The organism is Streptomyces sp. NBC_01017 (assembly GCF_045162795.1).
In the GTDB taxonomy this organism is placed as follows: domain Bacteria; phylum Actinomycetota; class Actinomycetes; order Streptomycetales; family Streptomycetaceae; genus Streptomyces; species Streptomyces machairae.
The window spans coordinates 1,162,612-1,175,433 of sequence record NZ_CP108683.1 but is presented as its reverse complement, the minus strand read 5'-3'; the positions used below and the strand labels follow the sequence as shown (position 1 = coordinate 1,175,433).

The following is a 12,822-nucleotide window of genomic DNA, read 5'->3' as shown; positions in this document are numbered from 1 at the left end:
TTTTCCGGACAGGCATCTGACTATTGACTCACGCGACGATTCGCAACTTCTGGTACGCGGCGTGGACTTCGCGGGGAGGACGGTAACCCACCGCCGAGTGAAGGCGTTTGTGATTGTACCAGAATTCGATGTAACGGGTGATGTCCTGCCTGGCGATGTCGCGGGTCAGGTAAGTCACCCTCGAAACGCGCTCGTTCTTCAGGGCGCCGAAGAATGATTCGGCCATGGCATTGTCGAAGCAGATCCCGGTACGGCCGGCAGAACGCCGCAGGCCGAGCTCGCCCAGAACCACAGCATACTCGGCCGACATGTAGTTGCTTCCGCGGTCCGAGTGGAATATTGCGTTCCTGGCGAGTTTCCTGTTCCGTGCTGCGTTACGGATGGCTCTGGCTATGAGAGGGGTTTGAAAATGGTCGTCCATCGCGTAGCCGACAACCTCCTTCGTGCAGCAGTCGATGACGGTCGCGAGATACAGCCAGCCCTCTCCGGTGGAGATGTAGGTGATGTCCCCGACGAGTTTTTCACCCGGAGCGTCGGCGGTGAAGTTCCGGCCCACGAGGTCGGGCACGGCGGCGGGCGCGCCTCGGGTGAGGCCGAAGCGTCTGGGCTTCGGCTGGCAGGGCTCAAGTCCCAGCTCCCGCATGAGCCGGCGGACCAGCTCCGGGCCCGCGGCGTGGCCCCAGCGATGGAGCTGGGCGTGGATGCGCCGATAGCCGTAGGTGCTGTCGGAATCGTCGAATGCTTTCTTGATCAGCAGTTTCAACTCCTCGCGTCGCTGCGCCGTCGCGGATTTCGGGCGGCCCCGCCAGTCGTAGTAGCCAGATGTGGATACGCCGAGTCGTTCGCACATGAACTCGACGGGATATGCGTACTCCGTTGTGTCGAGTCGCATCTCATCGATGAACTCGTACTTGCTCGCTACCGGGGATCCTTCGCGAAGTACGCTGCGGCTTTTTTCAGGAACGCATTCTCCATCTCGACTTCACGGATACGGCGTTCAAGTTCCTTCAGGCGAGCGCGTTCATCGTGGGACAGCTCGGTACCGGCAGGAGGTTCATTCCGTTCCTTATGCTTCTTCACCCAGCCCCGGAGGGTTTCGGGGTTCATACCGAGTTCACGGCCGACCTCGGTTACGGTCTTGCTGGAAGCCAGCGCGATCCGGACGGCTTCCTCACGGAACTCAGGCGTGTACTTGCTCGGTGGTGCCACTTCGATTCCTCGTTTCCAGTTCAGACGATCCTATTGGACGCCTGTCCGGAAACTTCGGGGCATCCCACTGGTTGTCGTGGGCCGGGGTTTCGAGGGCGAACCGGGGCCCACCGTGCGGGCACTCCTCGCCGAGTCCCTGTGTCCCGTCGCTGTCGTGCCCACATAGCCAGGCCCCCGACATACGACCCTGGTGCCCGCTGTCCGGGCACCAGGGTCGTCCAATTCCGTCTGCGCGTCCGCTAATCACCACCCGCCATCTCAGCGGCCACACGCCCCGCCCACTCCTCGATCGCGGTGAAGTCCCGGAAGTCCCCACCCTTCCCGGAGCGCAGGATCATCCCGGCCACCCACCCCTTCGCGCCTTCCTCCAGGCAGCCGCCGAAGGTGACGTGCTCCTGGGCATCCAGCCGCGTCATGACCTTCTGCACTCCGGGCACTGGCGGGATGTCGCGCTCGGAGGCCGAGGGGTCGAGGGGGCCGCTGCTGAAGAGCCAGAGCGGACGTTGGGCGAGGGCCCGGCCGTGCCGCCGGACGAAGCTGCGGGCGTCCTTGTGCCAGCGTCCGGCGTACAGTCCGCCGCCGACGACGACGGCGTCGTACGAGGACACGCTCGCCACGTTCCGGGCCGGTAGCGCATCCGCTGTCAGCCCGTCCTTGCGCAGGACGTCGGCGATGGCTTCGGCGATCTGCGCGGTCGATCCGTTGGTCGTTCCGTAGGCCACCAACACGTTGCCGGTCATGGTGGTCCGCCTCCTCTCAGAGTCGGCGCAGCCAGTCGTCGGCCACGCCCTGCAGAGCCGGCTCGTCGGGCCGCAGCCGCGTGTCGTCCAGGCTCCAGGTGAGCTGGTCGACCACGGCGACGACGCCGTCGATCTGGCGGGTCATGGAGACGGCGATGGCCGTCTCGCTCTTGCGTTCCGTCTGGCCGGTGAGGGTGACGACCCCTTCCGTGACGGAGACGTCGACGCTGGGGGGTAGCAGCCACAGGGCGCGTATCAGCACCTCCTGGACGATCTCGTCGCGGATCTCCGCGTCGGGCCGCAGGAAGACCTGGAGCAGGTCGCGCCGGGTGACGATGCCGACCAGCCGCTCCTCCTCGTCGAGAACCGGCAGCCGATCCACGCCGCTGGGCCATCGTCCGGGCGGCCTCGATGATGGTGTGGTCGGCGTGCACGGGGACCGGGGGTTCGGTCATCAACTGACCGGCTGTGCGGGCCCTGGCCTTCGCAGCCTGCCGCCGGGCGCTGCGGGTCAGGCCGGCCAGTCGGAAGCGGCGCTTCGGCTCGTACGGGTCGGGGGTCGTGGCCTGGCGGGCCATCAGGTCCGTTTCGGAGATGACGCCGATGACCTTGTCGTCCTCGTCGACCACCGGCAGTCCGCTGATCCTGTGGTCGGCGAGCAGCCGCGCGATCTCCTTGAACGGGGTGCCGTACTCGGCCCGGACGACGTCACTCGTCATCACGGAGCCGACCTTGTTGTGCTTCATGACTGTTCCTCCTCAGCGGCCTCGGCGGAGCCGGCGCAGATAGGGGTCGTGGGGCCGGCGCGGCAGCAGGCGGACGCGTGCGTCGAGCACGGTGACCTGGTCCGGTGTCGCGAGGACCGGGTTGAAGTCGGCCTCGGCGAGCTGCGGTAGGTCCGCGGCCATGCGGGAAATCCGCAGCAGCAGCTGTTCCAGGCACTCGAGGTCGACGGGTGCGCTGCCGTGCGCGCCGAACAGGAGCGGGGCGCAGCGCGGAGACGTGATCAGGTCGTGCACGTCGTGGTCGGTGAGCGGGGCCAGGCGGGCGGCGTGGTCGGCCAGCACCTCGGTGGCCGTACCGCCGAGCCCGAACAGCACGAGCGGCCCGAAGACCTCGTCCTGGACGACGCCCGCGAACAACTCGGTGCCCCGGGCGGCAAGCGGCTGCACGACCACTCCGGTCATCAGCCCCGCGAATCGCGTCTGGAAGTCCCGGAACGCGGTACGGACCTGGGTGTCGCCCCGCAGGTCGAGGTGGACCGCGTGCTGCTGCGTCTTGTGCACCAGCCCCGGCCAGTGGGCCTTGATCACCACCCGTCCATCGACGCCGCGTAGCCGCTCGGCGGCTAGGACGGCGGCGTCCTCGGTCTCGGCCCAGGCCCATGGGATCTGAGGGATGCCGTAACAGGACAGGAGGTCGGCACAGGTGCTCGGGTCGAGCCAACCGCCGTCCGGATGCGCGCGGAGATGGTCGTCGACAATCGCGTGTGCGCGCGGGACGTCCACGTCTGCAAGCTCGGGGACGGAACCGGCGGGGCGCCCGAGCCAGCCCGCGCGGGCGGCGGCGTGGGCCAGCGCGTGTGCCGCCGAGTGCGGTTCCGCGTACGAGGGGATCGTTCCGCCGTCGGCGGTGGGCAGGAGTTCGACCGGTGGAGCCTGTTCCAGGCGTACGACGGCGACGGGCCGGGCACGGCGTCCGGGGGACCGGGTGAGTGCCCGCACCAGGTCGTCCCCGGTTGCCTCAGCGACTGCGGTGGGGACGAGGGCCACCAGTACGGCGTCGATGCCCGTGCACCGCATGAGCCGGTCCACGCACGTGCCGAGTTGTTCCTCGGTCACGGCGGCCGTGGCGTCGACGGGGTTGCCGATTGCGGCACCGTCCGGGAGTACGGCGAGCAGGTCGTCGACCGTCGACGGCGTGAACGCCGGCAGGGAGAGCCCGGCCTCCGCGCAGGCGTCCGCCGCCAGGACGCCCGCGCCGCCCGCGTTGGTGACGATCGCGACCCGGGAGCCCTCCGGGAGCGGCTGGGAGTGCAACAGGGCTGCGGTTTCGAGGAGTTCGCCGACCGAGCGGGTGGCGGTGATGCCGGCCTGGGTGAACAGGGCCTGGCGGGTCATGGTGCGGGTGGCGGCGGCCGCGGTGTGCGAGGCGGCGGCGCGGCGGCCCGCGTCGGTGCGGCCGGCGTCGACGGTGAGCACCGGCATGCGGCGGGTCACCCGGCGGGCCGTACGGGAGAAGGCGCGCGGGTTGCCGAAGGACTCCAGGTGCAGCAGGGCGAGGTCGGTGCGGCCGTCGCTCTCCCACCACTGGAGCATGTCGTTGCCGCTGACGTCGTACTTGTCGCCGAGGGAGACGAACGAGGAGACGCCGATGCCCAGGCGGGACAGCCCGTCGAGCAGGGCGATCCCGATGCCGCCGGACTGGACGGCCACGCCCGCCGTGCCAGGGTGCGGATGGCCGGCGGCGAACGTGGCGTCGAGGCGCAGGTCCGGCTCGGTGTTGGTGATGCCGAGGCAGTTCGGGCCGACGAGGCGCATACCGTGGGTGCGGCAGGCGGACAGCAGTGCCTGCGCCTGATCGCTGTCGAGGCCCGCGGTCACCACGAGCAAGGCCCGCACGCCCGCCTTGCCGCACTCCTCGGCGGTGGCCGGGACGGACGGGGCCGGCACGGCGATGACCACGAGGTCCGGGGTCCTGGGCAGCGTGGTGACCGAGGGGTGGCACGGTATGCCGAGGATGGAGGTGGCGCCGGGGTTCACCGCGAACAGGCGCCGGGTGAATCCGCCGGAGTGCAGATGGTGGAGGAGCGCCCGGCCCACCGAGCCGGGCTTGCGTCCGGCGCCTACGACGGCAACCACGTCCGGCCGCAGCAAGGGCTGGAGGCTGGCCACATCGGCGCGGCGCCCGCGGGCCTCCACGGCTGACAGGTAGGCGTCGTCCTCGTCGAGCGGGACGGTGCAGCGCACCTCGGGGCCGTCGAAGCGACGGGCGACGCGTAGGCCGAGGTCGGAGAAGAGGCGGAGTACCTCATGGTTCTCGCTGAGGGCGTCGGCGGTAAAGGTGGTGATGCCTTCGGCGCGAGCGGCGGAGACCAGGTGCTCGACGAGCAGGGTGCCCACGCCACGGTGATGGAGTCCGTCGGCCACGGCGATGGAGATCTCGGCTGAGTCCGCCTCGTCCCCCGTCTCGTACTCAGCGAGGCCGATCACCTGGCCCTGTGTCTCGGCCAGCAGAGCCCGGTAGCCGGGGCGGGCCGGAGCACAAGCCCGGTCGGCGGCCATGGTGGCCGACCGCCGACTGGCCGCGAAGAACCTGAGGCGCAGGTTCTCGGGGGACATCTCGCCGTAGAGCCCCTCCAGCTGATCGTGGTCGGCCGGCGCAACGGGGCGGATGCACACGGTGGTGCCGTCCGCGAGAAGGGCGTGGGCCGGGGATCGGTCGTGCTCGTCGTCGGTGGTCATGGTCATCGTGGGTCTCCTCCAAGCCTCTCGACACTTCGAGCATCCAGCGGATAGGCGAGGGGTCCCATGGGCTGTCCGGGGTGGTCCGGGGGCCGGTCGGCCCAACGTTGTCCGCTGGTCGTCCCTGCTGGTCGTCCCAGGTACGCGGAAGGGACCGGTGATCGGCGCCACCGGTCCCTTCCCGGGCGGATGTCAGGCGTCGGCGACGAGGGCCGTGAGGTCCAAGAGCCGGTTGGTGTAGCCCCACTCGTTGTCGTACCAGCCGAAGACCTTGACCAGGTTGCCGTTGGCCTGCGTGAGCGCCGGGTCGAAGACGCAGGAGGCGGGGTCGCCGATGACGTCGCGGGAGACGATCGGGGCCTTGGAGACGCGCAAGATGCCGTTGAGCGGTCCCTCGGCGGCTGAGGTGAACACCTCGTTGATCTCCTCCACGCTCGCCTCACGGTTCAGGACAACGGCGAGGTCGGTGAGCGAGCCGTCCTCGACGGGGACGCGCACCGCGATCCCGTCCAGCGCGCCCGCCAGCTCCGGCACGACGAGACCCACGGCGCGGGCGGCACCCGTGCTGGTGGGGATGATGCTCAGCGCGGCCGAGCGGGCCCGGCGCAGGTCCTTGTGGGGGCCGTCGAGGAGGGCCTGGTCGTTGGTGTAGCCGTGGATGGTGGTCATCACGCCGCGCTCGACGCCGAAGGCTTCGTGCAGCACCTTCACCATGGGGGCGACGCAGTTGGTGGTGCAGGAGGCGGCCGAGACGATCCGGTCGCGATGACGGTCGTAGGTCTCATCGTTGACGCCCATGACGATGGTGGCGTCCACGCCCTTGCCGGGCGCCGACAGCAGCACGGTGTGGGCGCCGGCCTTGAGGTGCAGGGCGGCGGAGTCTCGGTCGCGGAAGCGGCCGGTGGACTCGATGACAATGTCAGCGCCGTAGTCGGACCAGTGGAGTTCCGCCGGATCGCGCTCGGCGCTGACGGCGATGCGTCGCCCGTCGACGGTGATCGAGCTGTCGTCGTGGACGACCTCGCGCCCGATGTGACCGAACGTCGAGTCGTACTCCAGCAGGTGAGCCAGAGTGGCGGGTGCGGTGATGTCGTTGATCGCGACCACCGCCACGTCCTGAGCGCCCGATTCGGCGCGGTCGAGGGCGGCGCGGAGGTAGGTGCGGCCGATGCGGCCGAAGCCGTTGATGCCGACGCGTACGGTCATGATGGCGAACTCCTTCCGGTAGCAGGGGCGTTCAGCTGTTCCAGGTCCATTCGGCGACTTCGGGCAGGTCGGTGCCGTGTTCGCGGGTCCAGGCGTGGTGGCGGGTGCGGGCGTCGGCCATCTGTTGGCGTACGGCGGCGGCGCGGACGGCGAGGCCGGGGACGCGGTCGATGACGTCCATGACCAGGCGGTATCGGTCGAGGTCGTTGCGGACGACCATGTCGAACGGCGTGGTCGTGGTGCCGGACTCCTTGTAGCCACGTACGTGCATGTTTGGGTGGCCGGTGCGGCGGTAGGCGAGGCGGTGGATCAGCCACGGGTAGCCGTGGTAGGCGAAGATCACCGGCTTGTCGGTGGTGAACAGGCCGTCGTACTCGAACTCGGGCATGCCGTGCGGGTGCTCCTCGCGCGGCAGCAGCCGGGTCATGTCGACGACGTTGACCACGCGGACGGCGAGTTGGGGCAGGTGACGGCGGAGCAGTTGGGCGGCGGCCAGGACCTCCTGGGTGGGCACGTCGCCGGCGCAGGCGAGGACGACGTCCGGTTCGGCGCCGTTCTCCGTGCCGGCCCAGTCCCAGATGCCGGCGCCGCGTGCGCAGTGGGCGCGGGCGGCGTCCATGGACAGCCAGTCGAAACAGGGCTGCTTGCCGGCCACGATCACGTTGACATAGTCGCGGCTGCGCAGGGCGTGGTCGGCGACGGACAGGAGGGTGTTGGCGTCCGGCGGCAGATAGACCCGTACGACCTCGGGGCTCTTGTTGAGGACGTGGTCGACGAAGCCGGGATCCTGGTGGGAGAAGCCGTTGTGGTCCTGCCGCCACACGTGCGAGGTGAGCAGGTAGTTGAGGGAGGCGATGGGGGCGCGCCACGGCAGCTCCCTGGACGTCTTCAGCCACTTGATGTGCTGGTTGACCATCGAGTCGACGATGTGCACGAAGGCCTCGTAGCAGGAGAACAGTCCGTGCCGGCCGGTGAGGAGGTAGCCCTCCAGCCAGCCCTGGCAGAGGTGTTCGGAGAGGATCTCCATCACCCGGCCGTGCCGGTCCAGGTGCTCGTCGACCGGAAGGGTCTGGGCCTGCCAGGCCTTGCCGCTGGCGTTGAACACGGCCTGGAGCCGGTTGGACGCGGTCTCGTCCGGGCCGACCAGGCGGAAGTCGCGTCGGCGTGCGGTGTCCTTCATGACCTGCTCGAGGAGGTCGCCGAGGACTCGGGTCGGTTCGTGGAGGGTCGTTCCGGGCTTGTCGACGGGCACGGCGAAGGAGTCAAGCGGCCTGATGGGCAGGTCTCGGAGGAGGAGCCCACCGTTGGCGTACGCGGTGGCGCCCAGGCGCCTGGAACCGTCGGGAACGCAGGCGAGGACGTCGGCGACGGGTCGGCCGTCCGGGTGGAACAGTTCCTCGGGCCGGTACGAGCGCAGCCATGCCTCCAGCTGCCGTAGATGCTCCGGGTTTTCCCGTACGCCGGCGAGTGGGACCTGGTGGGCACGCCAGGTTCCCTCCACCGGCAGGCCGTCGACCTCGGCAGGGCCGGTCCAGCCCTTCGGGGTGCGCAGCACGATCATCGGCCAGTGGACGCGTTCACCGGCGTCGTCCTCGCGGGCGGTGCGCTGGAGCAGTGCGATGCGGTCGAGCGTGTCGTCGAGGGCGCGGGCCATGGCGCGGTGGACGGTGGCCGGGTCGTCGCCGGTGACGTGGATGGGTTCGTGGCCGTACCCCCGGAGCAACGCGTCCAGTTCGGGCTCCGGCAGGCGGGACAGCACGGTCGGGTTGGCGATCTTGTAGCCGTTGAGGTGCAGGATGGGCAGGACCGCGCCGTCGTGGACCGGGTCGAGGAACTTGTTGGAGTGCCAGGAAGCGGCCAGTGGTCCGGTCTCCGCCTCACCGTCGCCGATGACGCACGCGACGAGCAGGTGCGGGTTGTCGAAGGCGGCGCCGTAGGCGTGGGCGAGCGAGTAGCCGAGCTCGCCGCCCTCGTGGATGGACCCCGGCACCTCCGGCGCCACGTGACTGGGCACACCCCCCGGGAAGGAGAACTGCCGGAACAGCTGCGCCATCCCTGGGGCGTCGCGCGACACGTCCGGGTAGATCTCGCTGTAGCTGCCGTCCAGCCACGAGCCGGCGAGTACGGACGGACCGCCGTGCCCGGGGCCCCACACGCACAGCGCGTCGAGTCCGCGTGCCTTGATGACACGGTTGAGGTGGGTGTACACGAGGTTGAGCCCGGGCGAGGTGCCCCAGTGGCCCAGCAGCCGGGGCTTGATGTGCTCCGGCTTCAGGGGCTCGGTCAGCAGCGGGTTCGACATCAGGTAGATCTGTCCCGCGGCGAGGTAGTTGGCGGCGCGCCAGTGGGCATCGAGCGTACGCAGTTCGTCGTCGGGCAGTGCGGTGGCGTTCTGGTGTTCCACCTTGGACATACGGAGACTCCGGAAGTCGTCGATTCAGGTCGCAGGGCCGTGAAACTGGAAGGGTCAGCCGCAGGACGGCGACCCTGCCGCGCAGGGTGTCCGTCCTCGCATGCTCATTCCCGCTCGGGCGCGATGGCGACGGGACAGGCCGAATGGTGCAGCACCCCGTGGGCCACCCGGCCCAATTGGAGCCCGAAGTGCCGGTGGTGGCGCTCGGCGCCGACGACCAGGAGGTCGGCGTCACGCGAGGCAGCCACCAGGACGTCCCGGGTGTGGCCTTCGACCGTACGGCGGTGGGCTTCGACATCGGCGGGGACGTCGCGCGGCGCCTTTTCCAGTACCTCGACCGCCTGCTGCTCATGCATCCGCGCGGGTTCCCCGACGAGCAGGGGGTGGTCCGTGGTCTCGTGCGCGGGGCACCGCCAGGCTCGGACGGCGTCCAGGGCCGCGCCCCGCAGCCGCGCCTCGTCGCAGGCGAAGCGCACCGCTGCCGGAGTCGTCGGCCTCTCGCCGACGCCGACCACGATGCGGCCGTGCGTTCCTGGCTGGTTGTCGTGGCTGCCGCGCACGACGACCATCGGGCAATGCGCGTGCCCGGCGACGGTCAGGCTCACCGAACCCAGCAGCGCCTCGGCGATGCCGCTGCGGCCACGGGTGCCCGTCACCAGCAGGGAGGCATGGCGGCTCTCCCGCACCAGTGTGTACTCGGGTTCCTCTGGCAGTGTGTCGGTGGAGATCTTCAGATCGGCATGACGACCGTGGGCGCGCCGGGCTGCGGTCTCCACGATGTCCTGGACCCGTATCTGCTCGGACGACCGGCCCAGGTCGTCGGCGAGGGCGGCGCCCTCGTACCGCTCCCACAGCGAGGCGTACACAAGCCGCAGCGACGCCCCGCGGAGTGCGGCCTCGTCGGCCGCCCAGTCGACGGCCCGCAGGCTGGGCTCGGAGCCGTCGACGCCGACGACGATCGGCAGGTCCATCGCCCTCACCGTCCCGCACCGAGGTCGAAGACGATGCGCGCCTTGACCTGGCCGCGCAGCACGTCGTCGATGGACTCGTTGACGGTGGCGAGCGAGCGGGTCTCGCAGATGACCCTGGTACGGCCCGCCACGTGGAGCTGGAAGACCTCGGCGAGGTCCTGCCGGGTGCCGACGATCGAGCCGATCACGCTCGTCCCGTTCAGGACGGTGTCGAAGATCGGAACCTCGATGGTGCCATGAGCGGGCAGGGCGACCATGACAAGCTTGCCGCCGCGCCGCAGCCCGGAGTTGACCGCGGCGAACGCGGCCTCGTTCACCGCCAGCGCGATCGCGGCGTGGGCGCCGCCGTGCCGCTTCAGCACCTCGCCCACGTCGTGCTTGCGTGCGTCGATGACGAGGTCGGCGCCCAGCTCAGCGGCGAGTTCGAGCTTCTCGTCGGCGACGTCGATGGCCGCGACGGTCGCTCCGGCGATCTTCGCGTACTGCACGGCCAGGTGACCGAGTCCGCCGATCCCGGAGATCGCGACGAGCTGCGTGGGCCGCACGTCGGCGACCTTGAGCGCCTTGTACGTGGTCACGCCGGCGCAGGTCAGCGGGGCGGCGTCGACGGCGGTGACGCCCTCGGGCACCGGCTGGGCGAAGTCGGCCCAGGCCAGCATCTTCTCGGCGTAGCCGCCGTCGCAGCCGTAGCCCGTGTTGATCTGCTGCTCGCACAGCGTCTCCCAGCCGGAAAGGCAGTGCTCGCACCGCCCGCAGGCCTTGCCCAGCCACGGCACGGCAACCCGCTGACCGACGCTGAGGTGGGTCACACCGTCGCCGAGCTTCTCAACGAGGCCGACTCCCTCGTGGCCGGGTACGAACGGCGGGCTGGGCTTGACGGGCCAGTCGCCGTGGGCGGCGTGGATGTCGGTGTGGCACAGCCCGGAGGCCTCGACCCGGACGCGGACCTGGCCGGGGCCCGGCTCGGGGTCGGGGCGGTCCTCGATGACCAGGGGCTCGCCGAAGGCTCGTACGACCGCTGCCTTCATGGTTTCTTCTCCTCGGGTTCTTCCGTCAGTGGTGGGGAACGACAGCGACGGGTGCGGTGGAGTGATGCAGCACGGCGTGCGTGATGGGGCCGATGTGCGCGCCGACCGGGTTGCGGCGGATGCGCTTGCCGACGACGACCAGGGAGGCCTCGCGGGAGACGTCGACGAGGTGGCCCGCGGGGGTGCCGTAGTGGGACTCCTCGGTGACCTCGACGTCCGGGTACTTCTTGCGCCACGGGCGCATGACCTCGGTCAAGGCGGTGGTCTGGGCCGCTGCCAGCGATCCGTGGAGTTCGAGGTCCACGGACAGGCCGTGGGCGTAGTACGGGGGTATGTTCCAGCCGTGCACCACCCGCAGGGAGGTGCCGCGGCGGGAGGCGGCGGCGAACGCGAACTCGATCAGCTCGTCGTCCGGGCTTTCGATGTCCAGGCCGAGGACGACGGGCCGGTAGGTGGTCGCGGCGGACGGGATGCCGACGGGATCCATCTCGTGCTCGTCGGCGGCCTGTTCGCCGGCGCGGACCAGGACGACCGGCCGCTCGGCGTGTGCCACGACCGAGAGTCCGACCGAGCCGACCAGGAAGCCGCCGATCCCGCTCAGTCCGCGGGAGCCGAGGACCAGCAGTTCGGCGTCCTTGGCCACGTCGGCCAGCGCTTCGGCGGGTCGGCCCGACAGCTGCTCGGTGAACACGTCGAGGCCGGGGTGGCGCACTTGGATGCCCTCCGCCGCTTCGCGGGGGATCCTCCCCCAGCCTTCGGCCGGGGGTACCCCCATCTCGCTTCGCTCGGTCCAGTGCTGCCGGGTCTCGGCGCCGAGCAACGGGGCCTGCGCCATGGGTGCCGGTACGGGCTCCCAGACGTGGACCAACTTCAGCGGCAGCCCGAGCAACTGCGCTTCGCGGGCCGCCCACTCGGCCGCCGCGCGGCTCTCACCTGAGCCGTCGAGACCGGCGGTGACGCTGAGGGTGACGGTGCGGATCATGATTCCACCTCCTGAATCGGTGGTCCCGATTCGAGCTTCGTCTTCGGATGCGGCCTCCGACAGGGGCCGCAGGTCCCTTCAAGGGGCCAACCGGCCCTGGCCGGTCCTGTGCCGTTCGGATGGGCCCACGGTCGGGCCCACCCGAACCTCTCCCCTCCCTTCGGGTCAGCGCAGCCAGGGGCTGCGGCGGACGAGCGGGAGCCTGGCCCAGATCTTGCCGAGGCCGAGGGTGTCGCCGGCGGAGACGGCGGCCAGGGCGATCAGGACGACGGCGTAGATGAGGTGGTACTCCGCGAACGGGTTCGTCGACATGCTCGGCGAACCGTCGGAGAGGGTCTGGGCGGGCGGCCACTCGGCGACCCACATCAACGCCATCATCACGGTCCCCGCGGCAGCCGCGAACCGCAGCGCCACACCCGCCATGAGCGCGAGGCCGATCCCGAGCAGACCGAGCATGAACAACCATTCCGCCCAGGCGTCCCCGGCCCAGGAGTGGAAGGTGGACTCCATCGGCCCCGCGGCCACCCCACCGAGGAAGCCCTTGGTCGGCGAGCCGCCGTCGATCCAGCCCTTGCCGGACTGGGTCGCGTATCCGAGGCCGAAGGTCTTGTCGAGGAACGCCCACAGGAAGACGAACCCGGTGAGCAGGCGCAGGGACGCGAAGACGTAGGCCCGCACGGTGTGCGTCTCGCTGTGCACCGACACGGCGGACTCGGGGGCGGAGGCGGGGGCGATCCGGTTCCCGCGGAAGGACGGCAGGCGGAGGCCCGCGCTCCGGTGAGGGTGCTCGTGCACGGCCATGGTGGTGA

The 12,822-nt window shown here is 70.2% G+C and carries 9 protein-coding genes and 1 pseudogene; all 10 read right to left on the bottom strand.

Annotated features, from left to right (window positions below; all coding sequences use genetic code 11):
* Positions 1-28: 28 nt before the first annotated feature.
* The 10 genes and pseudogenes from OG331_RS05760 to OG331_RS05715 all read right to left on the bottom strand — a co-directional run bounded on the left by OG331_RS05760 (position 29) and on the right by OG331_RS05715 (position 12,814).
* Positions 29-1,209, bottom strand: a protein-coding gene (locus OG331_RS05760; protein WP_406191951.1) for an IS3 family transposase whose coding sequence is annotated in 2 segments (ribosomal slippage) — positions 29-945 and positions 945-1,209 — 1,182 coding nt in all. Because the reading frame shifts where the segments join, the coding sequence is not laid out codon by codon here.
* A 239-nt stretch (positions 1,210-1,448) separates the two neighbouring features.
* Positions 1,449-1,949, bottom strand: coding sequence for a flavodoxin domain-containing protein (locus OG331_RS05755; protein WP_406192228.1), 501 nt, complete (start codon positions 1,947-1,949; stop codon positions 1,449-1,451).
* 16 nt (positions 1,950-1,965) lie between these two features.
* Positions 1,966-2,695 (bottom strand): annotated as a pseudogene (locus tag OG331_RS05750) (CBS domain-containing protein).
* Positions 2,696-2,707: 12 nt separating this feature from the next.
* Positions 2,708-5,413 (bottom strand): GNAT family N-acetyltransferase, encoded by a 2,706-nt coding sequence (locus tag OG331_RS05745; protein ID WP_406209748.1) that lies wholly within the window; start codon positions 5,411-5,413, stop codon positions 2,708-2,710.
* 192 nt (positions 5,414-5,605) lie between these two features.
* Entirely contained in the window at positions 5,606-6,619 is a 1,014-nt protein-coding gene (gap, locus tag OG331_RS05740) for a type I glyceraldehyde-3-phosphate dehydrogenase (protein ID WP_406192225.1), read from the bottom strand.
* A gap of 31 nt (positions 6,620-6,650) precedes the next feature.
* Positions 6,651-9,032: a phosphoketolase gene (locus OG331_RS05735; RefSeq protein ID WP_406192222.1), complete on the bottom strand. Its 2,382-nt coding sequence runs from the start codon at positions 9,030-9,032 to the stop codon at positions 6,651-6,653.
* Positions 9,033-9,136: 104 nt separating this feature from the next.
* A complete protein-coding gene (locus tag OG331_RS05730; protein ID WP_406192219.1) occupies positions 9,137-10,003 on the bottom strand; it encodes a universal stress protein in 867 nt (288 codons plus the stop codon).
* Positions 10,004-10,008: 5 nt separating this feature from the next.
* The gene (locus OG331_RS05725; protein ID WP_406192216.1) at positions 10,009-11,031 is read right to left on the bottom strand and encodes a zinc-dependent alcohol dehydrogenase; all 1,023 of its coding nucleotides are present in this window, start codon (positions 11,029-11,031) and stop codon (positions 10,009-10,011) included.
* A 25-nt stretch (positions 11,032-11,056) separates the two neighbouring features.
* Positions 11,057-12,013 carry a universal stress protein gene (locus tag OG331_RS05720; protein WP_406192213.1) on the bottom strand — a complete coding sequence of 319 codons (957 nt, stop codon included), beginning with the start codon at positions 12,011-12,013 and terminating at the stop codon, positions 11,057-11,059.
* A gap of 165 nt (positions 12,014-12,178) precedes the next feature.
* Positions 12,179-12,814 (bottom strand): hypothetical protein, encoded by a 636-nt coding sequence (locus tag OG331_RS05715; RefSeq protein ID WP_406192210.1) that lies wholly within the window; start codon positions 12,812-12,814, stop codon positions 12,179-12,181.
* Positions 12,815-12,822: the final 8 nt, after the last annotated feature.

Coding starts and splice junctions, on each gene's coding strand:
- OG331_RS05745 (WP_406209748.1), bottom strand. CDS start 5,413: ATGACCACCGACGACGAGCACGACCGATCCCCGGCCCACGCCCTTCTC.
- OG331_RS05755 (WP_406192228.1), bottom strand. CDS start 1,949: ATGACCGGCAACGTGTTGGTGGCCTACGGAACGACCAACGGATCGACC.
- OG331_RS05715 (WP_406192210.1), bottom strand. CDS start 12,814: ATGGCCGTGCACGAGCACCCTCACCGGAGCGCGGGCCTCCGCCTGCCG.
- gap (WP_406192225.1), bottom strand. CDS start 6,619: ATGACCGTACGCGTCGGCATCAACGGCTTCGGCCGCATCGGCCGCACC.
- OG331_RS05735 (WP_406192222.1), bottom strand. CDS start 9,032: ATGTCCAAGGTGGAACACCAGAACGCCACCGCACTGCCCGACGACGAA.
- OG331_RS05720 (WP_406192213.1), bottom strand. CDS start 12,013: ATGATCCGCACCGTCACCCTCAGCGTCACCGCCGGTCTCGACGGCTCA.
- OG331_RS05730 (WP_406192219.1), bottom strand. CDS start 10,003: ATGGACCTGCCGATCGTCGTCGGCGTCGACGGCTCCGAGCCCAGCCTG.
- OG331_RS05725 (WP_406192216.1), bottom strand. CDS start 11,031: ATGAAGGCAGCGGTCGTACGAGCCTTCGGCGAGCCCCTGGTCATCGAG.